General features: G+C 43.5%; 28 protein-coding genes and 1 riboswitch. Of the genes, 10 read left to right on the top strand and 18 right to left on the bottom strand.

What is annotated here, in order from left to right:
• Positions 1-84: 84 nt before the first annotated feature.
• The 4 genes from AC30SF_RS05405 to AC30SF_RS05390 all read left to right on the top strand — a co-directional run bounded on the left by AC30SF_RS05405 (position 85) and on the right by AC30SF_RS05390 (position 2,910).
• Positions 85-768 carry a TIGR01621 family pseudouridine synthase gene (locus tag AC30SF_RS05405; protein ID WP_489607809.1) on the top strand — a complete coding sequence of 228 codons (684 nt, stop codon included), beginning with the start codon at positions 85-87 and terminating at the stop codon, positions 766-768.
• 44 nt (positions 769-812) lie between these two features.
• On the top strand, positions 813-1,676 hold the full coding sequence (locus tag AC30SF_RS05400) for a DMT family transporter (protein WP_489607808.1): 864 nt from the start codon (positions 813-815) through the stop codon (positions 1,674-1,676).
• A gap of 92 nt (positions 1,677-1,768) precedes the next feature.
• Positions 1,769-2,092: a zinc ribbon domain-containing protein YjdM gene (locus tag AC30SF_RS05395; RefSeq protein ID WP_489607807.1), complete on the top strand. Its 324-nt coding sequence runs from the start codon at positions 1,769-1,771 to the stop codon at positions 2,090-2,092.
• 224 nt (positions 2,093-2,316) lie between these two features.
• The gene (locus AC30SF_RS05390) at positions 2,317-2,910 is read left to right on the top strand and encodes an FMN-dependent NADH-azoreductase (protein ID WP_489607806.1); all 594 of its coding nucleotides are present in this window, start codon (positions 2,317-2,319) and stop codon (positions 2,908-2,910) included.
• Positions 2,911-3,064: 154 nt separating this feature from the next.
• Here the strand turns inward: AC30SF_RS05390 and AC30SF_RS05385 are convergent, their stop codons facing one another.
• The 16 genes from AC30SF_RS05385 to AC30SF_RS05310 all read right to left on the bottom strand — a co-directional run bounded on the left by AC30SF_RS05385 (position 3,065) and on the right by AC30SF_RS05310 (position 17,678).
• A complete protein-coding gene (locus AC30SF_RS05385) occupies positions 3,065-3,556 on the bottom strand; it encodes a hypothetical protein (RefSeq protein ID WP_489607805.1) in 492 nt (163 codons plus the stop codon).
• A 9-nt stretch (positions 3,557-3,565) separates the two neighbouring features.
• Positions 3,566-3,841, bottom strand: coding sequence for a hydrogenase maturation factor HybG (hybG, locus tag AC30SF_RS05380; protein WP_489607804.1), 276 nt, complete (start codon positions 3,839-3,841; stop codon positions 3,566-3,568).
• Between the two features lie 30 nt (positions 3,842-3,871).
• Positions 3,872-4,381, bottom strand: coding sequence for a hydrogenase-2 assembly chaperone (gene hybE, locus AC30SF_RS05375; RefSeq protein ID WP_489607803.1), 510 nt, complete (start codon positions 4,379-4,381; stop codon positions 3,872-3,874).
• Positions 4,382-4,609: 228 nt separating this feature from the next.
• Positions 4,610-5,089: a HyaD/HybD family hydrogenase maturation endopeptidase gene (locus AC30SF_RS05370; protein ID WP_489607802.1), complete on the bottom strand. Its 480-nt coding sequence runs from the start codon at positions 5,087-5,089 to the stop codon at positions 4,610-4,612.
• Positions 5,089-6,798 (bottom strand): hydrogenase 2 large subunit, encoded by a 1,710-nt coding sequence (gene hybC, locus AC30SF_RS05365; protein WP_489607801.1) that lies wholly within the window; start codon positions 6,796-6,798, stop codon positions 5,089-5,091. The genes AC30SF_RS05370 and hybC overlap by 1 nt, the downstream gene beginning before the upstream one ends.
• A complete protein-coding gene (gene hybB, locus AC30SF_RS05360; protein WP_314170372.1) occupies positions 6,798-8,024 on the bottom strand; it encodes a Ni/Fe-hydrogenase cytochrome b subunit in 1,227 nt (408 codons plus the stop codon). The genes hybC and hybB overlap by 1 nt, the downstream gene beginning before the upstream one ends.
• Positions 8,017-9,057: a hydrogenase 2 operon protein HybA gene (gene hybA / locus AC30SF_RS05355; protein WP_489607800.1), complete on the bottom strand. Its 1,041-nt coding sequence runs from the start codon at positions 9,055-9,057 to the stop codon at positions 8,017-8,019. Before hybA ends, hybB begins: the two co-directional genes overlap by 8 nt.
• A 1-nt stretch (position 9,058) precedes the next feature.
• Positions 9,059-10,207 carry a hydrogenase 2 small subunit gene (gene hybO / locus AC30SF_RS05350; RefSeq protein WP_485861997.1) on the bottom strand — a complete coding sequence of 383 codons (1,149 nt, stop codon included), beginning with the start codon at positions 10,205-10,207 and terminating at the stop codon, positions 9,059-9,061.
• Positions 10,208-10,494: 287 nt separating this feature from the next.
• Positions 10,495-11,025: a hypothetical protein gene (locus AC30SF_RS05345; protein WP_489607799.1), complete on the bottom strand. Its 531-nt coding sequence runs from the start codon at positions 11,023-11,025 to the stop codon at positions 10,495-10,497.
• 64 nt (positions 11,026-11,089) lie between these two features.
• The gene (gene trpCF / locus AC30SF_RS05340; protein WP_489607798.1) at positions 11,090-12,520 is read right to left on the bottom strand and encodes a bifunctional indole-3-glycerol-phosphate synthase TrpC/phosphoribosylanthranilate isomerase TrpF; all 1,431 of its coding nucleotides are present in this window, start codon (positions 12,518-12,520) and stop codon (positions 11,090-11,092) included.
• A gap of 34 nt (positions 12,521-12,554) precedes the next feature.
• Positions 12,555-13,556, bottom strand: a complete 1,002-nt coding sequence (trpD, locus tag AC30SF_RS05335; protein ID WP_489607797.1) for an anthranilate phosphoribosyltransferase — start codon at positions 13,554-13,556, stop codon at positions 12,555-12,557.
• 11 nt (positions 13,557-13,567) lie between these two features.
• Positions 13,568-13,960, bottom strand: a complete 393-nt coding sequence (locus AC30SF_RS05330; protein ID WP_489607796.1) for a tautomerase family protein — start codon at positions 13,958-13,960, stop codon at positions 13,568-13,570.
• A gap of 170 nt (positions 13,961-14,130) precedes the next feature.
• On the bottom strand, positions 14,131-14,715 hold the full coding sequence (locus AC30SF_RS05325) for an aminodeoxychorismate/anthranilate synthase component II (protein ID WP_021615334.1): 585 nt from the start codon (positions 14,713-14,715) through the stop codon (positions 14,131-14,133).
• A gap of 10 nt (positions 14,716-14,725) precedes the next feature.
• A complete protein-coding gene (trpE, locus tag AC30SF_RS05320; RefSeq protein ID WP_489607795.1) occupies positions 14,726-16,273 on the bottom strand; it encodes an anthranilate synthase component I in 1,548 nt (515 codons plus the stop codon).
• 172 nt (positions 16,274-16,445) lie between these two features.
• Positions 16,446-16,694 carry a class I ribonucleotide reductase maintenance protein YfaE gene (yfaE, locus tag AC30SF_RS05315; RefSeq protein WP_021615332.1) on the bottom strand — a complete coding sequence of 83 codons (249 nt, stop codon included), beginning with the start codon at positions 16,692-16,694 and terminating at the stop codon, positions 16,446-16,448.
• A 15-nt stretch (positions 16,695-16,709) separates the two neighbouring features.
• Positions 16,710-17,678 carry a gluconeogenesis factor YvcK family protein gene (locus AC30SF_RS05310; RefSeq protein ID WP_021615331.1) on the bottom strand — a complete coding sequence of 323 codons (969 nt, stop codon included), beginning with the start codon at positions 17,676-17,678 and terminating at the stop codon, positions 16,710-16,712.
• A 223-nt stretch (positions 17,679-17,901) separates the two neighbouring features.
• Positions 17,902-18,061, top strand: a riboswitch (molybdenum cofactor riboswitch).
• Here AC30SF_RS05310 and moaA point away from each other — a divergent pair.
• From moaA to AC30SF_RS05280, 6 genes are all read left to right on the top strand, one after another.
• On the top strand, positions 18,050-19,063 hold the full coding sequence (gene moaA, locus AC30SF_RS05305; RefSeq protein ID WP_489607794.1) for a GTP 3',8-cyclase MoaA: 1,014 nt from the start codon (positions 18,050-18,052) through the stop codon (positions 19,061-19,063). It overlaps the preceding riboswitch by 12 nt.
• A 52-nt stretch (positions 19,064-19,115) precedes the next feature.
• Positions 19,116-19,598 carry a cyclic pyranopterin monophosphate synthase MoaC gene (gene moaC, locus AC30SF_RS05300; RefSeq protein WP_489607793.1) on the top strand — a complete coding sequence of 161 codons (483 nt, stop codon included), beginning with the start codon at positions 19,116-19,118 and terminating at the stop codon, positions 19,596-19,598.
• A complete protein-coding gene (gene moaD, locus AC30SF_RS05295) occupies positions 19,598-19,843 on the top strand; it encodes a molybdopterin synthase sulfur carrier subunit (protein ID WP_485860807.1) in 246 nt (81 codons plus the stop codon). Before moaC ends, moaD begins: the two co-directional genes overlap by 1 nt.
• Entirely contained in the window at positions 19,844-20,299 is a 456-nt protein-coding gene (gene moaE, locus AC30SF_RS05290) for a molybdopterin synthase catalytic subunit MoaE (RefSeq protein WP_489607792.1), read from the top strand.
• Positions 20,300-20,499: 200 nt separating this feature from the next.
• Complete coding sequence (sspA, locus tag AC30SF_RS05285; RefSeq protein WP_033002374.1) at positions 20,500-21,141, top strand: stringent starvation protein SspA; 642 nt, start codon at positions 20,500-20,502, stop codon at positions 21,139-21,141.
• 11 nt (positions 21,142-21,152) lie between these two features.
• A complete protein-coding gene (locus AC30SF_RS05280; protein ID WP_489607791.1) occupies positions 21,153-21,593 on the top strand; it encodes a ClpXP protease specificity-enhancing factor in 441 nt (146 codons plus the stop codon).
• 111 nt (positions 21,594-21,704) lie between these two features.
• On the opposite strand, the gene AC30SF_RS05275 is transcribed toward AC30SF_RS05280, so the two are convergent.
• Together AC30SF_RS05275 and AC30SF_RS05270 are read right to left on the bottom strand one after the other, a co-directional pair.
• A complete protein-coding gene (locus AC30SF_RS05275) occupies positions 21,705-22,748 on the bottom strand; it encodes an ATP-binding cassette domain-containing protein (RefSeq protein WP_489607790.1) in 1,044 nt (347 codons plus the stop codon).
• Position 22,749: 1 nt separating this feature from the next.
• Positions 22,750-24,768, bottom strand: a complete 2,019-nt coding sequence (locus AC30SF_RS05270; RefSeq protein WP_489607789.1) for an ABC transporter permease — start codon at positions 24,766-24,768, stop codon at positions 22,750-22,752.
• Positions 24,769-24,799 lie beyond the last annotated feature (31 nt).

The raw sequence follows: 24,799 nt of genomic DNA, 5'->3' as shown, positions 1-24,799 counted from the left end.
CTGTTTTCTCACCTAATTGCAGGCAGTTTCTGCCGTTACTTTCATGGTATCATTCAGCGCATCATTTCTTGAGGTTTTTCTGTCATGACATTTCAAATTGTATTCCAACATCCTGATTTTATTGTAATAAATAAGCCTAACGGAATAAGCGTACATAAAGATGATGCCGATGTGGGGTTAACTCGGCTTGTGGCGCAGCAATTGGGCGTACCGCAGGTTTGGTTGATTCATCGTTTGGATAAAGTGACGTCCGGCTTGTTGATCTTGGCATTAAATGAAAAAGCCGCAGCGACATTGTCGCGTAAATTTGCCGAACATCAGATTCAGAAAACCTATTTAGCACTATCCACCCAAAAACCGAAGAAAAAGCAGGGCAGAATCAGCGGTGATATGCAAAAAGCCCGTCGTGGTGCGTGGAAATTGTGTCAAAGCAAAGAAAATCCTGCCATTACCGATTTTGTGTCGCACAGCTTGGCACCGAATTTGCGCTTATTCATTCTGTATCCCAAAACCGGTAAAACCCATCAGATTCGCGTTGCCATGAAAAGTTTGGGGAGTCCGATTTTAGGTGACGAATTATATGGCGGAGAGGTGGCGGACCGCACCTATTTGCACGCCTATCAATTATCATTTGACTATTTCGGAGAGGCGGTTCAAATTAGTACTAGCCCCGAATTTCAAGAGAGACAAAAGTGCGGTGAGTTTTTTCAACGTTTTTGGCATGACATTGAAAAACATCTTCACAGTGAAAACGAAAAAACACTTTAAAAAGTGACCGCACTTTTGGCACTACTAATCAAGGAATGTTGTCAATGCCGAAAAAACTCACTGCCACTTCATATCAAAAAGCCATTATTTGTATGGTGTTGGCTTATATCAGCATCGCCTTAATGGGCGTGTTTGTCAAATATGCTTCCGACGAATTGCCATCCAGCGAAATTTTATTTTCCCGCTTTTTGATCGGCTTTATTTTTTTATTGCCGTTTATGATTCGTGACGGTGATTTTAAGGTCGAACTCAGCCAATGGCCGTTTCTTGTTATGCGTAACCTAGCGGGCATTGCCAGTATGTTGCTGACGTTCTATGCCATCAAATACTTACCGATTTCTATCGCCGTGTTACTGATGAATACCTCGGCGTTATTCGTCCCTTTATTGTTGTTTGTGTTACGAACAAGAACCCCGCTAAAAGTTCTGGCGTGCAGTTTCCTTGGCTTTGCGGGCGTCTCCATTATCATGCTGACGGATTCATCTAAGCATTTTGAACTACAACACATCGGTTATGCCTTAGGCGCGGCATTTCTCGCCGCCATGGCATTTATCAGCCTGCAAGAGCTCAACAAGCACAATTCGCCGAAAAATATCGTGTTCTACTTCCATTTGTTGGGTTCCCTTTTGTTACCGTTATTTTTTGCCACGCAATGGACAATCCCCTCCGCACAGGGTTTTGTACTTTTATTATTAGTAGGCGGTTTCGGCCTGATTTTCCAATTATTGCTGACCCGCGCTTTCAAATATGCTCCGGCCAATGTCATCACACCATTTGCTTTCACCGGCGTGATTTTCTCCAGTATTTGCGACTGGTTGTTCTGGCACAACGTGCCAACGCTGAATTTCTGGATCGGCTCATTGGTCATTATTGTCTCCGTTAGCCTGTTGGCAAAAATACGCAGATAAGCCGGGTTAAATAATTCCCCAAAATACGTGTTGTTCCGTTACAATAGCGCGCATTTCAATTTTTATTCCACTGTTAAATAATAAGGAAACACATGGACTATCCAATTTGCCCATCTTGTAAAGGCGAAAATACGTATCACGATTCCATCCAATTTGTCTGCCCGGACTGCGGCCACGAATGGATCGGCAATGAAGCCGAGGAGCATGATGACGATCAACTCATCATCAAAGACAGCAACGGCAATCTTCTTGCGGATGGCGATGATGTGCTGCTCATTAAAGACCTCAAACTCAAAGGCTCCTCTGAGGTCTTAAAGAAAGGTACGAAGTTTAAAGGCATCCGTCTCGCCCGTGGTGACCACAACGTGGATTGTGGCAAAATTATGCTGAAATCGGAGTTTTTGAAAAAGGCGTAAACTAATTTTGAGCTAAGCACGACAGCGTGATGTCATCTTTTAGGTTCACGACTTTTCAAAAGTGCGGTGAGTCTTCGCGATAAATGAAAGAACGATAGCGCTTAAATTGTCATGCAGATTATTAACTGATCATGAATAATGCTTTTCTAAAAGTCCTATTTATCTTTCGAAAATACCCATTAAAATGACCGCACTTTTTATTCACTATTTCAAGAGGAAAAAATATGCGCAATATTCTTGTATTAAAATCCAGTATTTTGGCAGACAATTCACAAACCAATCAATTATCCGATTATTTGGTTAGCAAGCTTGGCGATAACAATAATGTTGTTGTGCGTGATCTTGCTAAAAACGCATTACCGCATTTTGATGCAACGGCAGCCACAGCCGTTCGTGGTCAACCAAGCACAGAAGCTGAAAATGCCTTATTGGCGTTATCCGATGAATTGGTGGCGGAAATTCAAAAGGCAGATATCGTGGTGATTAATGCGCCGATGTATAATTTCAACATCCCGACACAATTAAAAAGCTATTTTGATTTTATTGCCCGTCCACGTGTAACATTCCAATACACCGAAAACGGCCCGCAAGGTTTATTAAAAGGCAAAAAAGCCATTGTGTTATCTGCATTTGGTGGCTTCCATCAAAATCAACCAACGGATCATGTTACGGCATACATAAAAACCATCTTAGGCTTTGTAGGCATTACCGACGTGCAATTCGTTTATTCAGAAGGCATTGGCTTAGGTGCAGATTCGATTGCCAAAGCACAGGCGCACGCCAAAGCTGAAATTGATAAAATCGTGACCGAACTTTAATCGGCAAAAACGTAGCGTGCAACTTGTTGTACGAAATCTAAAAAAGAGAGGAAAAATCCACCGCACTGAAAAAAAGTGCGGTGGATTTTTAATATGAATTAACTTATCAATGGCGTTCGCCTCTTGATACACGACCCATACGATAGCGCAAGTGTCAACGCTTGTGCTGAAAATATATATTTGTGGAAATCCAAAAGGCACAAGCGAAGGACGCTTGCGCTAGCAGAGTGTATTGATAGGTTAAAAATCCTTCGTGCATCAAGATGCACGCTACAAAAACGAAAAAATCACCGTAGCGTGCAACTTGTTGCACGAAATCTAAAAAAGGAAAAATCATCACACTGAGGAAAGTGCGGTGGATTTTTAATATGGATTTTGCGTAAGTTAAATATTTTAATAGTGCATTGATGGTGCGCGTCTCCTGACGCGCGCCCACTAAGTTTAGTGGGTTACAAGCACGCGTCGGGAGACGCGCGCTATCCCATACGATAGCGCAAGCGTCTACGCTTGTGCTGAAAATATATATTTGTGTAAATTCAAAAAGCACAAGCGAAGGACGCTTGCGCCAGCAGAAGGATCTTGCAAACAAAGATGAAAACAAAAAGCAAGCTGAAAGCCTGCTTTTCTTCAAATTATTACCATTCAATATCTCACATTACTGCTGATTCAATCCCCCAAAATCACCCACTTCATGTTCCAGCTGGCTCATGGCAAGCAGGGCTTCTTGGGTTTGTTTGGCTTCTTCTTCATCAATAATGCTCATCGCGAAACCAACGTGGACGAGAACCCATTTGCCCAGCAGAGGTTTGGGGTCATCACTGCAGATAAGGGAAATATTCACATCACGTTGCACACCACAAACATTCACGGTAGCAAGTTGTAATGCGCTGTCGCCGATTTTGACAATTTGACCGGGTACACCTAAACACATAATTCATTTACTCCGATTAAAAATTTGCGCTTATTTTACCATTGCTTTAAATAAATTGCGGCGATCTGGATCAAAGGTCGCTTGTTTGGTCGGCATGGATAAAATCATGCGTAGGCAATCCTGTGTCAGTTGGATTGCTTGTTCGTTGGTAAGGTTTGGATCAAGCGGGGAATGCAAGGAGCAGCTTAAATATTGCGGTACGGTTTCAACGCCACTGACCGTGAAAGTAAGGGCTTTGTAAGGCAGTTGAATGGTGATTTTGTCGCCTAATTCTCGCGGCTCCCACGTTTGTTGCGGGCCCGGCAGAATAACGACGCTAATCATCCATGGAGTTAACACAGAGCCGACCCATTGTCCTTCAAATAAAACGAATTTTGGGCAGAAACATTCAATATTGTGATGAAAGAAGGGGAGATCTTGCATTTCAGGAACAATTTTTTGCATTTCAGCAAGGAAAGTCTCCGTTGGATTTTCTTCAAAGCCAGAAACAGAGTTTAAAAGTGCGGTGGCATTTTGAGGTGTTTTTTCGTGTCGGTACATGGTTAACTTTTCACAAAATAGTGGCGTGCGTTCTATAACGTGTGCCAGAAGTATTAATAAAATAAGCACGCGTCAGAGACGCGCGCTATCAGTGGGTGTTTGTCAATATCAATAAGATTAAAGCATAGCAGGTGAAATCTTAAAGAAAGTTCCCCTCTTTCGTAAAGAGGGGTTAGGGGAGATTTAACACTTGTCTCTATTTATTAAAATCTCCCCCCGTCCTCTTTTCTAAAGAGGGGTGTTTAAGTTCAAACCGTATTCTTTTACTACTTGATTCAAGGCTATAAAAACATTCGGTAATGTTTTTTGTATCGTTTCCGTTAATCCAATGCCGGCTTCCAAAGATTCTGGCTGGATACCGATGAGACAAAGATTTTGTGGAAATTCATCCGTCAGTTTGAGAGCGGAAAGTACATCACAAATGCCGAGTTGGTGTGGCGAAATTTTGCGTGAAAAAAAGGTAGGCACTTGTTCGTCACGTAACACAATAATCTCACCCGGCTGTTTGTTAGCAAGCACAGCATCGATGATAATCAAATGCTCGCGATTTGCCATAGCATCCAGTAATTCCATGCCACAAGTACCGCCATCGATGATGTCAAAGTGCGGTTGAATTTCAGGGCGTTTTTCAAGCTCCTGCACAACGCGCACACCGACACCTTCATCACTTAATAAAATATTGCCAACGCCAAGAATTAACGGCTTCATTACAACACCTTCACTTCAGTCACTTCACCGTTTTCGGTATTAACTACGTGCACGGCACAGGACATACAAGGGTCGAATGAGTGAATGGTTCGAACCACTTCCAATGGTTTAGTCGGATCTGCTACCGGTGTACCAATAATGGAAAGCTCATAAGGGCCCATTTGGTCTTGTTCGTTACGTGGGCCCGCATTCCATGTAGATGGAACAACTGCTTGGTAGTTTTCAATGCGACCGTCTTTGATGACAACCCAGTGAGAAAGCATACCACGTGGTACTTCACCGAAACCAACACCGCGGAACTCACCGCTTGCTGGAATATCTGTTTTGATATACGCCGTCATATCACCTTTCGCGATATTATCAATGAGCATTTGCCATTGCGCACTTAAAATGTCGTTGATCGCACAGCAATGCACGGTACGACCGATAATACGTCCAAGGGTAGAATGTAATTGATCGGTAGTTAACGTGTTACTAGTCAATTTTTCATAAATGCCTTTTAATTCATTGAAGTGGTTGACAGTTGGCGTGTCATTCGCAGCCAAACCACACATTAAATAGGCGAGAGGACCCACTTCGACAACTTTACCGTAGAAGGTTGGCGCTTTTACCCAAGAATACTTGCCGTCATCTTGCCAGCCTGTGTATTTAGGACGGGTTAAGCCAGCCCACGGTTCTAATGGTTCATCATCTTCGTACCAAGCGTGTTTACCGCTCTCTTTGATTCCTTTTACAACGAACTCATCTTTTTGTTGGTCGATTGCACGGAAAGTGGATAAATCGCCGTTTTCGATATAACCACCTTTTAACATGAATTTAGAGTTATCTGCATCAATTGGGTATTCTGGTACAGATAAGTAGTTGCCAGATGTTTTACCTAAGCTTAACCATTCAGGATAGTAAGCCGCAAATACTGCTGCATCTACTTTATACACTTGGTTAATGAAGTCAGTTAAGCGGTCGATACAAGCTTTCACGAACATGAGACGTTCTTGGTTTAGTACCGCTTGGGAATCTAAGTTAATTGGGTTTGCTACACCACCAATCGCCAAGTTTTGAATGTGTGGTGTTTTACTACCGAGTAATGCGACTACACGGTTAGCATCACGTTGACATTCAAGCGCTTGCAAATAGTGCGCGACGGCAATGAGGTTGACTTCTGGTGGAAGTTTCATTGCCGCATGACCGAAATAACCGTTAGCGAAAATGCCAAGTTGTCCGCTATCCACTAATGCTTGGATTTTTTTCTGTACATTACGGAATTCGTTAGCACTGTTTAATGACCATGTGGATACGCCTTTTAGCATATCAGCCGCTTTTTCAGGATCAGCTTTTAGCGCAGCGGTGATATCCACCCAGTCCATCGCGGAGAGTTGATAGAAATGCACGATATGGTCGTGAATGCTATGTGCAGCAAGAATCATGTTGCGAATGTACTGCGCATTGACTGGTACTTTAGCACCGATAGCATCTTCTACGGCACGCACGCTGATAATCGCGTGTACTGTGGTACATACGCCACAAATACGTTGCATAATCATCCATGCATCACGTGGGTCGGCACCTTTTACGATATTTTCCATACCGCGCCACATGGTACCGGATGACCAAGCATTGGTGACGACGCCGTTTTCAATTTCGCAATCAATACGTAAATGCCCTTCAATACGGGTAATTGGGTCAATTGAGATACGTTTTTTTTCTGACATTATTCTGCTCCGCTAACTTTTTTGCTGAATGCCGCTTTTTCGGCAATAATTTTTTCTGAGTCTTCGGTATGTTTTTCTTTAAATACCGGCAATACAGGGAATAAACGAATGATTAAAATATAGGCACATACTTCAATAGAAACGAAGCCGATTGAAATAAGCAATTCTTCCGCTGATGGGAAATATTGATAGCCGTTGCCCGGATTATACATGATGAGAGAGTAGTTCATCCGCCATAATGCTGCACCGAGTAACATGCTTAAGGCCGAAATAAATAACCAACGGGAATCTGATTTTTTCTCCCCGAGGAAGAGGGTCAGTAATGGTAATACCATCAACCAGACTTCCATCCAGAACATCCATGCTTCAAATTGAGTTAATTTATCGAAACCCACAACCATTTGCAGTTTATCGTGGTAAATCAACTCACCAAAACGCACCGCTAAGAAACAGAAAATTAATCCTGCGGTAACGCGTGCTAATTGCGTAAATAAATGACGCTCGTCCGGTGTTTTTCCTGCAAGACCTGCTTTAACTAAAGAACCCTCGAAAATCACAATAGAGAAGCCCATAATGAAAGCTGTCAGCAAGGAGAGAATTGGTAGCGCTTCATAGCTTTGCCATACCGGATGGACTTTGTGACCGGCTACAATCATCAAGGAACCCATGGAAGATTGGTGCATCATTGGTAACAAGGCACCCAAGGCAATGATAAAAAACATGATTTTATTGAGTTTATTAAACCATTTTTTCAAACCGAGGAAACCAAGCCATACTGGGGCGAATTCTAGGGTCACCACGATGATATACACCGTCATACAAAATGCTGTTTCAAATAGCACGGAATTCGTGTTGAACTGCCCCGGAACGTAGAAATACGGTAAATGCCAATAACGTCCCATATCAATGGTGATAGATAAACCACCGAGGGAATAACCGAATAAACTGGCAAGCAATGCCGGGCGCACAAGAGCGTGATATTTCCCTTTGTTGAAAATATACACTGTCCAAGCTAATGCCCAACCGCCGCAGGCAAAACCTGTACCGACAAGTAAGTCGAAGGCAATCCATAAACCCCAAGGATAACCGCCATTAAGTGCGGTCACGGAACCGATACCAAAAACCAAACGTTTTAAAATTAATAAAACGCAAAGTACGGCAAGGGGAGCAAAAAAGAGAATGGCGGCAGAAATTAGGCGACCGCCTACCGGACGTGGATTACTCATGATGCTCATCCTCCGCTTCTTCGATTTCCTTGCGTGCCTGACGCATGGCTTCTTTTTGTGCTGCAATACGCTCAGCGATTTTATCGCCATGTATATTTTTGTAAGTCATAAAGGTTAAACCAGCCAGTGCAACTAATGGCAATGCTAAACCGCGATACAAGAAGTGTTGTAAATGCGCCGCACGAGAACCTGTTGCGACTTCATCTAAGTCCGGTAAACCAAGGTTAGCAAAAGGCACACCACTTAAGGCAAGTACCTGTGTACCACCACCTTCTTTTTCACCGTAGATGTGATATTGATATGCCGGCACGGTAGCACGGTATTTATCTGTGCTATTAACGTGTTGACGTGGGTAATCATATTCAGTGCCACGTAATAAACTTAAACGACGTTTGGCTTCCGCCAATAATTCTTCTCTTGTACCGAAAATGATGGCGCCCGTTGGACAAACATGGCAACAACCCGGTAATTCGCCTTTATCCAATCGTTCAACACCTTTTTGGTTACAAAGTTCACATTTGCTGATTTCGCCGAACGGATTGTCGTAGTCGTATTTTGGTACATCAAAAGGACAACCCACCATGCAATAACGGCAACCGGTACAAATATCGGGATCATATTTCACGATACCGGTTTTGGGATCTTTGGTAAGGGCTTGAACCGGGCAAACGGCAACACAGTTTGGGTCAACGCAATGCATACATTGTTTTTTTACGTAAGCATAGCCGTTTTCTGTTTGGTCTTTATTTTTACCGTCACCATCGGTCCACACTTGAATAATATTACGTGTGAACGGCGTAAGTTTGTCGTTATTTGACCAGGTTTGATCACCTTTTGGATTTACTGGTGTGTGGTTCACGTTTTGACATTCCGCCACGCATGCCTGACAACCTACACAAAGGGTAGAGTCGTAAAGCATTCCAAGCGCACCGGGAATGGGCTCAACCGCGTCCGATGCCTGCGCACTCGACACAGGCAAGGTGGAAGCAATTCCGCCAAGCACACCGGCTTTTAGAAAGTTTCGTCTATCCATGTTATTTACCTGTATGTTGTTCTTTTTCTGCCGCTTTGGCTTCGACACGGGCTTTATGTTGAATGCTTAATTCGCGTAAAGTCACCACACTCACGCCGGCGAGTATTGCCGCAGCACCGCCTAATAAACCGATGGCTGTCATGGTCGCCCCTGAACCTTCAGTGTTGTTGACATCCGGTTTTTCAACGCGTGGTGTTGGGTTTTCTACACCGGCTAATTGGAAAATGCCTTTGGTAAAGCCCACGCCTTTTTCGTTACAACCATAACAAGGATGACCGATACCAACCGGCCAGTTATTACCACCGACATCACAGAATTCTAAGGTAGAGCAGTTACCGTAAGTTTCCGGGCCTTTACAACCGAGATGATACAAACACCAACCGTTGCGGTGACCATAATCGCCGTACTCTTTGGCAAAGCGCCCGGCATCAAAGTGCGGTCTGCGATAGCAGTTTTCGTGAATTAAGCGATCGTAAGCGAATAATGGGCGATTAAGCTTGTCCATTGCCGGCAATTTCTTATAAGTGAGAATGTAAGCAACGGTTGCAAGGAAGTTATGTGGATTTGGCGGACAGCCCGGAATATTTATGACCGGTGTGCCTTTTGGTAATACTTCGGATAAGCTGCTTGCACCGGTTGGATTACCACCGCTGGAAGGAACGCCGCCCCATGCGGCACAAGAGCCGATGGCAATGATGGCCGCCGCACCTTTAGCCGCGTCGCGAATGTGTTCTACAATCGGTTTACCTGCTACCATACAATAGACGCCGCCGTCTTTCACCGGAATAGATCCATCTACGACTAAAACATATTTTCCATAATACTGTTTAATTGCATTGTGTTTATTCTCTTCAGCTTGTTCCCCGAAGGCTGCAGAAAGCGTTTCATGGTATTCCAAGGAAATCATTTCCAATACCAAGTTTTCCACTGTCGGATGGGTAGCGCGTAGTAGCGATTCCGTACATCCCGTACATTCTTGCGCCCCGATCCATAACACCGGTGGGCGTGCCGGTGCCGTTAAGGCGTTAGTCATCTCCGCACCGGCTTTACTGCTTAGCCCCATCGTTGCTGCAAGTGCGGTACATAATTTCATAAAATCCCGACGAGAAACATCGGCTAAGGCAGAAAATAATCCATCACTTCGTTGCATATCATCACTCCAAATCACACATTTTATATAGGGTTATCGGCGCTATGATATGCTCATCAAGAGGAACATTATTTGATCATCATCAAGAATATCCCTATTTTTTATCCGAATATAAACAGTAACCCTTTGTTTTTGTGAATAATTGAGAGTCTTTCTCATTTGCTGGATTGTTATCAGGATATTTAGAGGACGAAGGAAGGGGATTTAGAGATAGGATGAGTCAAAAGAAAAGCACGCATCAGGAGTGGCGTGCTTTTAGTGTGATGAATGCGATATTTTATCAGCGACTATATTTTATATTCGTTTGGTAATCGATATTTTCTTCCTAGTAGGAAGAGGAAAATCAAAGCGGAAGCACTGTAGATTAACCATAAAATTCCGCCTCTTTCATGCTTTTGCCGTTCTTGTTTTGTGACCTGTTCAATATAAGCCTCGGAAATATTACGAAAGCAATGTTTTTCTTCGGCATCTAAACAGCTTTTATTTAAGAAAGTATGTCTATCTACATGAATGAATTCAATGCTGGATAATTGAAAGTTTCCGGCGTGAGGAAAACCGCAATATTCGACATAGCATCGGTCGTTCATATTTTTAGTTTGAATATATTGATTTAATTTGCCTGAAATTTTTTCTTGTTCGACTGTCACGTTAACATTGTGATAAATTTTAGTTTCTAGGTAATTTTCTAAAGGGACATCATCTTTTACAGCATTGATAAGATCACTGCTTAACATTAGTGTGGCCACAACAAAAAATATCATCACTATGCAAGAATACGGATGAATAAACGTAATAAAAAAATTAAAAAATTTTTTCATAAAATCTCCTGTTGAGGATGATATGAATTGAAACGTGGCCTATTCTTATTAATGTTTGCCGATTTTACAAAATTGCCTCAAAAACCGACCGCACTTTTTCAGCGTCTTTCACACCGGGAGCGCTTTCCACACCGGAATTTAGATCCACTCCAACACAATGTTGTGCTAACGCAGTGTCAATATTATTTGGATTAATACCGCCTGCCAACAGGATTTTATGTTTTAGTTGTGCCGGAATCAATGACCAATTGAAAGTCTCACCCGTACCGCCTTGTTGTGCGCCCGACTTGCTATCGAAAACAAAACGATCAATCGCAGAAACGTCGTCAAAAACCACCGCACTTTGATGGGTTACATCCACGGAAATGGCTTTCCAAATGCGAATTCTTTTAGGCAATTCGGCTCGAAGTGCGGTGATAAATTCCGCTGTTTCATCGCCGTGCAACTGAACGGCATAGAGCTGTAACTGCTGCGCGATTTTCACGATAAAATCAATCTCTTGATTTTGAAACACGCCCACAAAACGAAGTGGGGCGGCCGTCACCAATTCTTGGGCTTGGCGTAAACTGACACAACGTTTGGAATTTTCGACAAAAATTAACCCGCCGTATAATGCACAGCTTTCGTAAACGGTTTTTACGTCTTGCGCACGGGTTAAACCGCACACTTTGTTTTCACCGAAAATGACTTCACGCACGGCGTTGTTTAAATCTGGATTGCCCATCAAACAGCTACCAATTAAGAAGCCGTGGGCAACTTGTTGCAATTCGCGTACTTGCTGATGATTGTAAATGCCTGATTCGCTGATGATTCGTACGTCGGAAGGAATGCGGTCGGCATATCGGGTGGTTAATGCCACCACGCGGTTTAAATCTACGCTTAAATCGTGCAAATTACGATTATTTACGCCGATAATTTTCGCCCCTAACGCCAAGGCGCGTTCAAATTCTTCTTCGTTACTGGTTTCGGTCAACACGCCCATGCCGAGAGAATGCGCCAAATCCGCCAAGATGCGATAAGTCTCGTCGTTCACCACAGAAAGCATGAGTAAAATAGCATCAGCTTGATAAAACCGCGCCAAATAAACCTGATATTCACTGATCATAAAGTCTTTGCACAACACCGGTTGTGTGACAACGTCGCGAACTTGTTTGATGTAGGCAAAATTGCCCTGGAAGTATTTTTCATCGGTCAGCACAGAAATCGCATTGGCATAGTTTTTATAGACCTGCGCAATTTCTGTCGGTTTAAATTCACTGCGAATCACCCCCTTGGAAGGCGAGGCTTTTTTACATTCTAAAATGTACGCCGGTTTTTGGTGTGTGCCTTTTGTTAACGCATCATAAAAAGCGCGGTCGGATTTTTGGATGTTTTTTTCAAATTCACTTAACGGAAATTCCGCTTCTTTGTTTTTTACCCATTCGGCTTTATCGAGCACGATTTTTTGTAACACCGTGGTGGTTTCAAGTGGTTTGGAAAAGTCTTGTGTGATCATGTTTATGTCTTATTTTTGAAAACGGGTCTTTAAATTAATAGGTTGTTAATTTCTGTAAAGTTTCAAACGGTTTGCCTTGTGCAATCACATCCAATACCCGTTGTGCATTTTGTTTAATGTCTTCTTGTCCGAACAGTTTTAATAATAGTGCAGTGTTCATGGCTACGGCTTGGTTGTGTTCCGCTTTGCCTTTGCCTTGTAAAACTGCGGTAATCATTTGCGCATTTTCTGTTGGTTCGCCACCGCGCAAACTTTCCAATGGCTTGACTTGGAAGCCAAAATCTTGCGGTATTAAGGTATAACGTTCAATCTCGCCGTTACGCACTTCCGCCACTTCTGTAGCGCCATGGATGGCCACTTCGTCTAAGCCACTACCGTGCACGATAATCGTGTGTTCATGTCCTAATTGGGCAACAGTTTTGGCATAAATATCAATGAGTTCGGGAGAATAAACGCCGAGCAATTGACGTTTCGGACGTGCCGGGTTAATCAATGGGCCTAGAATATTAAAGAGCGTACGGGTTTTTAAGGCTTGGCGTACCGGCACGACATATTTGAAGCCCGGGTGATATTGCTGTGCAAACAAGAAGCTGATGCCAATGTCGTCCAATGCTTTGCGGGCTTGTTCTGTTGGCATAGCAATATTGACACCCAGTGCGGTTAATAAATCGCTTGAACCGGTTTTACTGGAAACGCTACGGTTGCCATGTTTAGCCACTTTGACACCACAAGCCGCGGCGACAATAGCGGATGCCGTAGAAATATTGATGGTATTGGCGCCGTCACCGCCTGTGCCAACGATGTCGGCAAAAGGGTAATCGGGTGTTGGAAACGGTTTGGCATTTTTAACGGCGGCTAATACGGCACCGTTGACTTCATCGATGGTTTCGCCACGCACTTTTAGTGCCACTAACATGGCGGAGATTTGTTCATTGCTTAATTCACCCAACATGATGGCGTTAAATAAGGCTTCGCTTTCCGTGGTGGTTAAGGTTTGTGCGCCATAAAGTTTTTCTAATAAAGCTTGGTTTTCCATCATCGTTGTCCTTATTTATGAATATCGTAATCCAAATCGCGCGCTTCATCGCCGGTCATGCCACGGAAGCCCCAACAATGCGCCGGTTGCTCTTTGATGGTGATTTCCACGTCAAACGGGCTAATGCCTAATTTGTATTCAAATTCACTGAACAACATTTTGATTAAACGTTTTTTGGTTTGCTCTAAACGACCTTGCATTAAATTGATTTCAATTACCATGTAATTGTCGGTACGGTTTGTGGTATGCGGATAGTAAAAATCGTCGTCTTCCAAACAAATAAAACGAAGCGCGTGCTTGCCTTTGGCAACATCTAAACCCAGCTCCAAGCAGTTATAAATCACGTCTGCGACAGCCGATTTGCGAGGGGAAAGGGTACGTTTTAAGCCATATACTGTGATCATGTTTTGTCCTTTTTTATTTAAAATCTCCCTCTTTAGAAAAGAGGAACTGGGGAGATTGGAAAAATATTGTTATTGAATAAAAATCAAATGAAATTTATTAACTTACTCTGTTTTATGACGACTGCCAAATCTCCCCTAACCCCTCTTTGCTAAAGAGGGGAAGTGGGATATTAATTCCGTTTCAACAACCATTCCACCGATTGCGCCAATAACTGTGCCCCTTGTACCGTTAAAATAGATTCAGGATGGAATTGGAAGCTACAAATCGGCAAAGTGCGGTGGCGAATTGCCATATTAATGCCATGATAAGAGGCGTTCGGAATCAATTCATCGGGCAAATTAATTCCCATGAGGGAATGATAGCGCGCGACCGGCATCGGGTTGGTCAAACCTTTGAACATGGCTTCATTGTCGTGTTCAATTCTGGACACTTTGCCGTGCAAAATTTCACCTGCGTGAACGACTTTTCCACCGAAGGCTTCAATTAACGCTTGATGCCCCAAACAAATGCCCAACATCGGTACTTTGCCGATTAAGCGCTTAATCAACGGAATCATATTGCCCGCTTCATCCGGTGTGCCCGGCCCGGGGGAGAGGGCGAGAATCGTGTCCGGCTGTGCTAAAGCATTTTTTTCTAAAATCGCTAAATCGCAATCGTTGCGGTAAATGTGAACCTGATGTCCCAATCCGCGAAATTGATCCACTAAATTGTAAGTAAAGGAATCAAAGTTATCTAAAAATAAAATGGTTGCCATGATATTACTCCTATTGATTCGCTTTCTTATTGGTTTGTACGATGGCGTTGATGACCGCACGGGCTTTGTGACGGGTTTCATCGGCCTCCATTTGCAGGTCGGAATCCAACACCGTACCGCAACCGGCTTGCACATGGGCAATGCCGTTTTGCACGAAGGCAGAGCGAATCACAATACAGGTGTCAAAATTGCCATCAGATTGTAAATAGCCCACGGCGCCACCGTAACTGTGGCGTTTTTGTTGTTCAAATTGATAAATTAACTGCATAGCTTTGATTTTCGGTGCACCGGTTAGCGTCCCCATGTTCATGCAGGCTTGATAAGCGTGTAACGCATCCAGTTCAGGGCGAAGTTTGCCCACTACGCGAGAGACAAGGTGCATAATGTGCGAATAACGATCCACCTGCATTAAATCTTTCACATGGCGGGTTTTACTGTCGCACACGCGGGCGATGTCGTTACGCGCTAAATCCACCAACATCAAATGTTCCGCCTGTTCTTTATGATCCAAACGCAATTCCAATTCTAAACGGGAATCTAATTCGGGATCGATATTGCCGTCAGCATCAAAACCGCGCGGGCGGGAGCCGGCAATCGGGTAGATTTCCAACTGACGGGTAGTTTGCGAATATTTCAAGGCACTTTCTGGTGAAGCACCGAATAGAGTGAAATCCTCGTCCTGAATAAAAAACATATACGGGCTTGGGTTGTTCTGTTTTAGCTGACGATAAGTTGCCAGCGTATTCGGGCATTCAAGGGAGAAACGACGGGACGGCACAATTTGGAACACGTCGCCGCAATAAATATGTTGCTTCAGGCGTTCAATAATTTTTTTGAATTTATCATCATCTAAATTAATGGCAACCTCGGTAGAAGCCGGTTTGAGGCTCAAGTGCGGTCGAATTTCCAAGAGTTTTTTGGCAATGTCTTGTGCGTTCTGTTGCAACGTAGCCAACGCATTTTGTGCAAAACAAAAGGTTTGTAATTCCGCTTGTTGCAATTGATGGTCGATCACCAGTAACTGTTCCGCTAAATAAAAACAATAATCCGGACAGGTAATGCCATCATCTTGCAAAGTGATGTTTTCCATCGGAATGAAATTTGCCACCAAGTCATAGGCAAATAATCCGCCTAAAAAAACCGGCAACGAGCTTGCCTGATAAAGTTCGGTGAAACAACGCAACCCGTCGAAAATGCCGTGTGCCAATAATTTGCTGTCTTCGTCTGCATTATTGTCGGCAGGTTTGAATGCTACTTGCAGTTCGGTGCTTGTTTGGGATGTTACGTTTACCAGTGCTGAAAGCTTTTGCGCAATTAACGGCAATACGGAGGCACCGTTGTCGGTCAACGCATGAAAAGTCACGCGTTGTCCCAAACAGGAAATTTTTATGGCCGCGTTAACGAGTAATAAACTTTTCAGACTGTTTTTGCTGGAAATTTCGGCAGATTCTAACAGTAGCGTATTCGGTTTGTTTTCACATAAGGTGGCGAAAATGGCGGTAGGGTCGCTGTGATAAGCAACGTTTTGTGTGAATGTTTGAATAAAAGCAGATGACATTCTCATTTCCTTAAAACATAAAATCAAGTTGCACTATTAAACTAGTGCAAAAATCAAAAGTCAAGGAGAAATCGATTTTTTGTTGAGGAATCGGGTCGCAGTGCGTTTAAAAAGGCGAGGGAACATCCTTCTAAAGATAGAATTGAAAAGTGCGGTGGATTTTGGCGGTATTTTATAAATCGATTTCTAAATCTTCTTCTACGTGGCAGCAACAAAGCAAGATTTCATCCTCCAACAAAAAGGCGAGGGGCGGCTCTTTGTAAGAAACCCGTCCTTTTTTTAATTTAACCCGACAAGCGCCGCAATAACCGCTGCGGCATTGATATTCATGTTGAATGCCGAGCTGTTCTAAACGCGTTAATAGGGGAAGGGCATTATCGTGTTCAATAATTTGTTGGCGTCGTAATAAGTGAATTTTCATTATGGATAAAACGCATTACATTTCCGCAAAGGGAGGCATAATTTCCTCTTCTTGAGGTGTATATAACATCCCTACTAATTCATCAATCGCCGCGCAAAGAAGTGTACGGTCGTGCCGATATGCTATATCGTCAGCGTTTAAACGACCAGTGAGAATGGTGAAGTTCAGTGCGGGCTCCATAGTGACATCCGTTGAAGTGATTGCGCCATCAATCATCGGTTGACCGACAATCTCGTGGAGCCACTGAATGCGATCGGCGAGAGAAAGGGTTGCGGCAGGGCCCAGTTCTGTGCCTAAATTATCAATAAAGATCTTTTTCGCGTGGCTTTGTCTGAGTTGCTCAGCGATTTCCGGAAGAAGAAGTGGTGGCATAATACTGGTGAGGAAACTGCCGGGGCCGAATAAAATAAGTTCCGCTTCCCGTAAAGCTTGAATCGCTTCCGGTGTGGCTGTGGCATAAGGCACTAAAAAGAGGGATTTAGGGAGTTCGGTTAAGCTATCAACACTGACTTCCCCCACAACGCTGCTACCGCCGTTTAATACCGCAGCAAGATGCACCGGTTGCTCGGACATGGGAATAATAAAGGATCTCACGTGTAATAATTCACGAATGAGATTGACGGCTTCTGTTGGGCGAATTTGCATATCTTCCAGCGCTTTTAACATGAGATTGCCGAGGTTATGCCCGGCTAATTCACCATTGCCGCGAAAACGATATTCAAATAAGGCGGAGGCGGTACTGGGTTCGGTGATGATTTGATTTAAGCAGTTACGCAAGTCACCCCAGGCAATGCCGCCGTGTTCCATGCGAATTCGTCCGGTAGATCCGCCGTTATCAGTGGTGGTCACAATTGCAGTAAGGCGTTCTTTCATAAAACTCAATGCTGACATGACACGACCTAATCCATGCCCGCCACCGATAGCCACGATGTTTGTCAGTCGATTAAGATTTTCGTGTTGTTGATAGCTTTTAAAATCCGCCATGAGAGTTCCTTATTTTTTGTTGGCCCCATTATAATGATCTATTTTAAATAGAGAAGTTGAATGGCATAACTTTACAATGAGATACCTCTTTTTGACTATAAAATCTCCGCTATATAAAAACATATATAATTGATTTTAAAGAAATTTCTCAATTTTCCCCTTAAATTAAATTAATTGATTGCATTTGTTTTCGTGAATCTTTTACAATGCAACAAAATTTATTTATCGCATATAACTCCGAGCTTACTTACCTACGTTTTGCGCACAGTATTGAACACAAAATAGGGTGGTAATGCCAATAATACGAAGTCGGTATTATTCAGGGATACGTTGGAAACGATTTATCCTCTCCGTTTTTAGAAAGGTGTCAAATGCAAACCATTCCAATCAAAAATGTTGGCGCGCCTCAACTTGTTGATTCGTTCCAGCGTGAATACTATTATTTGCGACTCTCGATTACCGATATGTGTAATTTCCGTTGCAATTATTGCCTACCTGACGGTTATCAACCGGAACCCAATAAGCCGAGCTTTTTAACCTTGGACGAAATTCGTCGCTTGGTTAGTAGCTTTGCGGTGATGGGAACGGAAAAAGTCCGTATTACCGGTGGCGAACCGACCTTACGTAAAGATTTCCTGCCAATTGTCGAAAGCATTCGTAGCATTGACGGTATCAAACAAATCGCACTGACCACAAACGGTTTTCGTTTGCTGAAAGATGTCGCCGATTGGAAACAAGCCGGTGTAACGTCTATTAACGTCAGTGTGGATAGCCTTGATGCCAGAATGTTCCAGCGCATTACCGGTGTCGATAAATTTGATGACATTATGCGGGGGATTGATCGCGCCTTCGAATGCGGCTATCAAAAAGTCAAAGTCAATTCTGTCTTAATGAAAGATTTGAATGATAAAGACTTTTCCGGTTTCTTGGCATGGATTAAAAATAAGCCGATTCAAATGCGTTTTATCGAGTTGATGCAAACCGGTGAAATGAATTCTTTCTTCCAAAAACATCATTTATCGGGACAGATTTTAGAACAGAAACTCTTGCAAGACGGCTGGCAATTGCAGATAAAAAATCGTTCTGACGGTCCGGCAAAAGTTTTTCGTCACCCGGATTATATGGGCGAAATCGGCTTAATCATGCCTTATGAGAAAAATTTCTGCGCCAGCTGTAACCGTTTGAGAGTTTCTGCCAAAGGAAAATTGCACCTTTGCTTATTTGGTGAAGAAGGGATTGATTTACGTGATTTGTTACAATCTGATGAGCAACAAATGCTTTTGCAATCAAGAATTTTCTCAGCGTTACAAGGTAAGCGTGAACACCATTATTTGCATGTTGGCGATAGCGGCGTGCGTAATCATTTAGCCAGTATCGGCGGCTAATTACCGCCGCTACTGAAAACATCAAGAAAACCAACCGCACTTTTAAATTATCATGACCACATTGACTCACATTAATGCGAATGGCGAGGCGAATATGGTGGATGTTTCCGCCAAAGCCGACACGGTTCGCGAGGCGCGTGCTGAAGCCTATATTCGTATGGCGCCGGAAACCTTACAAATGATCCTCTCCGGACAACACCACAAGGGCGATGTGTTTGCTACCGCCCGAATTGCCGGTATTCAAGCGGCGAAACGCACTTGGGAACTGATTCCGCTGTGTCATCCGCTTTTACTTTCTAAAGTCGAAGTGAGTTTGACCGCACTTCCTGAAACCAATCAAGTGCGCATTGAAAGCCTGTGCAAATTAAGCGGTAAAACCGGCGTAGAAATGGAAGCGTTAACTGCCGCAAGCGTTGCCGCATTAACCATTTACGATATGTGTAAAGCGGTACAAAAAGACATGGTGATTGAAACGGTGCGTTTGTTGGAAAAGCGCGGTGGAAAATCCGGGCATTTTATTGCGGAGGAGAAATAATGTTACGCGTTTTATTTTTTGCTCAAACTCGAGAATTAATCGGTTTGGATGCCATTGAAGTAAACGAACATTTCGCCACGGTAGAAGAATTACGTCAACATCTTGCGGCGAAAGGTGATAAATGGGCGTTGGCATTGCAATCGGATAAACTTTTGGTGGCCATCAATCAAACCTTAATGCCGTTAGAAAGTGCGGTCAAAAATGGTGATGAAATTGCGTTTTTCCCACCGGTGACCGGGGGCTAAATGAACGATATTCAAATTTCCGTGCAAGAGCATACGTTCGATCAAAATGCCGTTTATCGTTGGTTGAGCGAAGAAAATTCGGTTGGTGCTACGGTAATGTTTGTGGGCAAAGTGCGTGATATGAACTTAGGGGATGAAGTCAGTAGTTTGTATTTGGAACATTACCCGGCAATGACGCATAAAGCCTTGAGGGACATTGCCCAACAGGCAAAAGCGCGGTGGGATTTACAAAAGATTTCCATCATTCATCGTGTAGGTGAATTGAACACCGGTGATGAAATTGTGTTGGTGGGAACCGCGTCTGCGCATCGTGGCGATGCGTATCACGCCAATGAATTTATTATGGATTATTTGAAAACCAAAGCGCCTTTTTGGAAAAAAGAACAAACCGAAAAAGGGGAGCGTTGGATTGAAGGTCGCGACAGTGATTATGCGGCTGCCGATAAGTGGAAATAATCCTTTCTTACCGTTTAGAAAGAAGATTAAAAATATCCGTTTCGTTACTGAAGCGGATATTTTTTATGGCGATAAAGCTAAAATCCGGCTTTTTCTTGGAAAAAGCCACTTGCTTTGTGATAGAATAAACGACCGCTTTTCTTGGTATGGCAAGAGACCAACCGAATATTTTTGTTATTTTTGAGTCGTCGGAGGAATAGATGACAAGTTCTGCAAATAAACGTTCTGTAATGACGCTATTTTCAAATAAAACCGATATTTATTGTCACCAAGTGCGTATTGTGTTGGCTGAGAAAGGCGTCGCTTATGAAACGGAAATTGTAGATCCGCAAGCCTTGCCGGAAGATTTAATGGAACTTAATCCATACGGCACGGTGCCAACCTTACTGGATCGTGATTTAGTCTTATTTAATTCACGAATTATTATGGAATATTTGGATGAACGTTTTCCGCATCCGCCGTTAATGCCGGTTTATCCGGTAGCACGTGGGAAAAGCCGTTTGTTAATGTTGCGTATTGAACAGGACTGGTATCCAACGTTAGAAACTGCACAAAATGCCGCATCCGAAGCTGAACGAGCACAAGCATTAAAACAACTCAAAGAAGAAATTCTGGCGATTGCACCGATCTTTAGTCAAAATACCTATTTTATGAACGATGAATTTAGTCTTATCGATTGTTATGTCGCGCCGTTATTGTGGCGTATGCAAGAATTGGGTGTGGAATTTAGCGGTGCCGGTAGCAAGGCTGTGAAAAGCTATATGTCCCGTGTATTTACGCGTGATTCTTTCTTGCAATCCGTAGGGGAATTAGCGCCGAAAAACTTAATGGATGAAAAATAATAGGCGATCTCATGGAATATCAATCCTCTCCAAAACGTCCTTACCTGTTAAAGGCTTATTATGACTGGTTGATCGATAATGATTTTACACCCTATTTGGTGGTTGATGCCACTTACTGGGGCGTCAAAGTGCCGGTGGAATATGTCAAAGATGGGCAAATTGTGTTGAACTTGTCTGCCAATGCCACCGGAAATTTACAGCTAACCAATGATTTCATTCAATTTAACGCCCGTTTTCGGGGAGTGCCACAGGATATTTATATTCCAATGGGAGCAGCGCTCGCGATTTATGCGCGAGAGAATGGCGATGGCGTAATGTTTGAGCCAGAAGAGGCTTATGATAAGCCGGAGCAAGTTGAAGAGCAACCGATTGGATTTGAGAAGGTCGTTGATAAAACGGATAAACCGAAAAAGGCAGAGAAATCAACATCTCACTTACGTATTGTGAAATAGTTGCTCGATCACCAGATTAAAAAATATTGAAAAAAGATACCGCACTTAGGTATCTTTTTTTATGGCTGGAACATTTAAAGTGCGGTGGATTTTGATGCCTTTTTTATGGCATTAAACGTTCTCCTCCGCTAACACAAACCAGCCAATAGACCGCAATTTAACGAAATACTCGGGCTGATTTGGCGTGTAATCATTGGGATTTAAATGCACCAATAATGGCAAACCATACCATTTCACCTGAATCTCCCAATAACTCCCCATAGAAATCGCCGATTGCACTTCACAACGTTCCGCCGGTTCGCCGCTGAGTGTCAATAACACACCTTCCGGGCGAATACCGAGCACATAGTTTCCCTCCGGCGGTGGCACCTCTGATTCAATCGACAACGCATTTTCTGCCAGAAGATAGTTTCCGTTTTTTACGCTTACCGGAAAGAAAGACGCTTCGCCCATGAAGTTTGCCGTAAAACGGGATGTCGGGTGATGATAGAGCGCATTTGGCGAACCGATTTGCTCGACTTTGCCTTGATTGATGACAACCACGGCATCAGAAACAGCAAAGGCCTCCGTTTGATCATGAGTCACATAAAGCACCGTAATACCCAGTTTTTGTTGTAAATGGCGAATCATCTCACGCATTGTACGGCGCAAATGGGTATCCAAATTACTTAACGGCTCATCAAATAATAAAATTTGTGGCGCAATCACCAACGCCCGCGCCAAGGCGACACGTTGTTGTTGTCCACCGGAAAGTTGTTCGATACGGCGATGTTCAAACCCTTCAAGTTCCACCATTTTTAATGCTTGACTGACTTTTTCTGTGATATCTGAGGAAGGACTTTCCTGCATTTTTAAACCAAATGCTACATTTTCCCCCACCGTTAAATGAGGGAAAAGCGCGTAGGATTGAAAAACAATCCCCACGCCTCGCTGTTGTGGCGGTAGCTGGCTAATATCCTTTCCGTTGCATAAAATTTGCCCTTGATCGAGATCTTCCAAGCCGGCAATCAGACGCAGAATGGTGGTTTTGCCACAACCTGATGCACCCAATAAAGTCGTAAATTTACCTTTTTCAAAGGTAAGATTGAAATCTTGCAATACTTTCGTTGCGCCAAAAGCTTTATAAACCTGTTTTAATTCAATATGTTGTGTCATGTTATCGTCCTAATTTTGTCTCACCGACCCATCGACCAAATAAGCCGATAACCAGCATCATAATCACAATTAAACTGGCGCCATAGGCCACGGCTAAGCCGTAATCGCCGTCTTCCACCCGATTTAAAATAAACGAAGTTGCCACGCGAGTGCTTGGTGTAACTAAGAAAATAATCGCGCTAATGGTCGTCATCGCACGCACAAAACTGGTCACCAAGGCAGACAATAAAGCAGGCTTCAATAAAGGCAAGGTAATAAAACGCAAGGTTTGAAAAGCGCTGGCTTTTAAAGAATAGGCCGCTTCATCTAATGCCGGATCCAGTTGTTTAAAATTCACTAATGCGGCACGTAAACCAATGGGCATATTGCGCGTAACCATCGAAAGCACAATGATCGCCCCGGTGCCGGTTAAATAGAGCGGGACATTATTGAACGCAAGGATGTAAGACACCCCGGCAACCGTTCCCGGCACAGCAAAACTGAGTAGCGTGAGAAATTCAATGTGTTTTTGTCCGAAGAAACGATGACGAGAAAAGAAATAAGCCAACAAAAAGCCACTCACTGCCGTAAAAGGGGCGGCAATCACGGCGAACAAGACGGTTTGCAATAAAGACGGAATGGCGCCGTTCTTCCAGCCTTGCCCGAATAACGTGATGTAATGTTGTAAAGTAAAGGTGTGATTAACACCCCAGTTCTGCATCACGCTGCCGTAAAAAATACTGCCATACAATAACGCATTGAAAGCAACCCAGGCAGCAAAAATGCTCACAACGGTAATTTTTAAACCGAAAGATAAAGGCGTGCTTCGACCTTCAAACCCTTTGCCCGAGAGCGTAACGTAATTTTTCCGCCCGATAAAATGATATTGCAGCCAGAAAATCCCGAGGGAAATGCTTAATAAAATAATCCCCAAGGCACTTGCAGAGAAATAGTCGTTTTGTGCCCCCACAATGTAAAAATAAATTTGCGTTGCCAACACGTCAAAATTGCCACCCAACACAAAAGGCGAGCTGAAATCCGCCAAAGATTGCACCATGACAATCAAAAAAGCATTCGCGAGTGCCGGTTTTAACAAAGGTAACACGATAAAACGGAAACTCTGCCAACGATTTGCACCGAGCATGACGGCGGCTTCTTCCAATTTCGGGGAAAGGTTTTTTAATGCACCTTCCAACAACATAAAGGCCATTGGCGTGAGTGCCAACGTGTGGGAAATCAGAATACCGTTAAAGCCATAAAGCCAATTCGGACTCACACTAAAATGTTGCCCGAGAAATTGAATGACATAGCCTGAGCGCCCAAACATCAACATCACGCCTAAACTCACCACAAATGGCGGCGTCACCATCGGCAATAAGGAAAAGATCTTACTGATAAACAAACTGCGTTTGGCAATTCTTGTGGTGTACAACGCCAAAACGAGGGCAAAGGCAACAGAACACAAACCCACGGCAGAGGAGACCGCTAAGGAATTACCAATAACTTTCCATAAGCCGAGGTGATTTAATAGCGTAACAACAGTGCCAAACTCACCGGATTTGCCGGTAAAAAAGATCGTAAATAATGCGCTTATCGGATAAAAAATAAAGCCGATAACCAAGACGGCAAGCCCTGTAGCGACTGCCAATAAAAAGCGATCTCCACGCAAAAAACCTAAACGCGCCAAGGCATTGACAAATACCGCGCCGATGGCCATAAACAGGAAAATCACCGCATAACCGAAGCGGAAAGCATAAGTCTCCGCAGAGAACCAAATGAAGAAGACTAAAAGTGCGGTCAAAATAACGGTTATTTTTGCGGAACGACGAGAATCAGCGTATCGCTGAAGTAAAGGAAATATCAGCAGCGCGGCAAACCACAACCAACTGATATTGACTTGCGACCATCCCATCGCAGCGAAATATTCTTTGGCGGTTGCCCCGAAAAGACCATAATCCAAGGCGCGCACCGGCAAACAAGCAAATGCCAGAAAAGCGAGCAAAATCCAAGTGATAGGTTGATGGAATCGGTGTTTTAGCATGGATACGTCAGCATAAGATTTTGCTCGGCAC

The organism is Aggregatibacter valvarum, from assembly GCF_980468985.1.
The sequence above is the reverse complement of the archived record's forward strand: the minus strand, read 5'-3'. Positions and strand labels throughout refer to the sequence as shown.

Coding starts and splice junctions, on each gene's coding strand:
- AC30SF_RS05280 (WP_489607791.1), top strand. CDS start 21,153: ATGGAATATCAATCCTCTCCAAAACGTCCTTACCTGTTAAAGGCTTAT.
- hybO (WP_485861997.1), bottom strand. CDS start 10,207: ATGCAACGAAGTGATGGATTATTTTCTGCCTTAGCCGATGTTTCTCGT.
- AC30SF_RS05400 (WP_489607808.1), top strand. CDS start 813: ATGCCGAAAAAACTCACTGCCACTTCATATCAAAAAGCCATTATTTGT.
- moaD (WP_485860807.1), top strand. CDS start 19,598: ATGTTACGCGTTTTATTTTTTGCTCAAACTCGAGAATTAATCGGTTTG.
- AC30SF_RS05395 (WP_489607807.1), top strand. CDS start 1,769: ATGGACTATCCAATTTGCCCATCTTGTAAAGGCGAAAATACGTATCAC.
- AC30SF_RS05275 (WP_489607790.1), bottom strand. CDS start 22,748: ATGACACAACATATTGAATTAAAACAGGTTTATAAAGCTTTTGGCGCA.
- hybA (WP_489607800.1), bottom strand. CDS start 9,057: ATGGATAGACGAAACTTTCTAAAAGCCGGTGTGCTTGGCGGAATTGCT.
- AC30SF_RS05345 (WP_489607799.1), bottom strand. CDS start 11,025: ATGAAAAAATTTTTTAATTTTTTTATTACGTTTATTCATCCGTATTCT.
- hybC (WP_489607801.1), bottom strand. CDS start 6,798: ATGTCAGAAAAAAAACGTATCTCAATTGACCCAATTACCCGTATTGAA.
- hybB (WP_314170372.1), bottom strand. CDS start 8,024: ATGAGTAATCCACGTCCGGTAGGCGGTCGCCTAATTTCTGCCGCCATT.
- trpE (WP_489607795.1), bottom strand. CDS start 16,273: ATGTCATCTGCTTTTATTCAAACATTCACACAAAACGTTGCTTATCAC.
- moaC (WP_489607793.1), top strand. CDS start 19,116: ATGACCACATTGACTCACATTAATGCGAATGGCGAGGCGAATATGGTG.
- trpCF (WP_489607798.1), bottom strand. CDS start 12,520: ATGATCACACAAGACTTTTCCAAACCACTTGAAACCACCACGGTGTTA.
- yfaE (WP_021615332.1), bottom strand. CDS start 16,694: ATGAAAATTCACTTATTACGACGCCAACAAATTATTGAACACGATAAT.
- AC30SF_RS05405 (WP_489607809.1), top strand. CDS start 85: ATGACATTTCAAATTGTATTCCAACATCCTGATTTTATTGTAATAAAT.
- AC30SF_RS05390 (WP_489607806.1), top strand. CDS start 2,317: ATGCGCAATATTCTTGTATTAAAATCCAGTATTTTGGCAGACAATTCA.
- hybE (WP_489607803.1), bottom strand. CDS start 4,381: ATGTACCGACACGAAAAAACACCTCAAAATGCCACCGCACTTTTAAAC.
- AC30SF_RS05330 (WP_489607796.1), bottom strand. CDS start 13,960: ATGATCACAGTATATGGCTTAAAACGTACCCTTTCCCCTCGCAAATCG.
- hybG (WP_489607804.1), bottom strand. CDS start 3,841: ATGTGTTTAGGTGTACCCGGTCAAATTGTCAAAATCGGCGACAGCGCA.
- AC30SF_RS05370 (WP_489607802.1), bottom strand. CDS start 5,089: ATGAAGCCGTTAATTCTTGGCGTTGGCAATATTTTATTAAGTGATGAA.
- sspA (WP_033002374.1), top strand. CDS start 20,500: ATGACAAGTTCTGCAAATAAACGTTCTGTAATGACGCTATTTTCAAAT.
- moaA (WP_489607794.1), top strand. CDS start 18,050: ATGCAAACCATTCCAATCAAAAATGTTGGCGCGCCTCAACTTGTTGAT.
- AC30SF_RS05270 (WP_489607789.1), bottom strand. CDS start 24,768: ATGCTAAAACACCGATTCCATCAACCTATCACTTGGATTTTGCTCGCT.
- moaE (WP_489607792.1), top strand. CDS start 19,844: ATGAACGATATTCAAATTTCCGTGCAAGAGCATACGTTCGATCAAAAT.
- AC30SF_RS05310 (WP_021615331.1), bottom strand. CDS start 17,678: ATGGCGGATTTTAAAAGCTATCAACAACACGAAAATCTTAATCGACTG.
- AC30SF_RS05325 (WP_021615334.1), bottom strand. CDS start 14,715: ATGGCAACCATTTTATTTTTAGATAACTTTGATTCCTTTACTTACAAT.
- trpD (WP_489607797.1), bottom strand. CDS start 13,556: ATGGAAAACCAAGCTTTATTAGAAAAACTTTATGGCGCACAAACCTTA.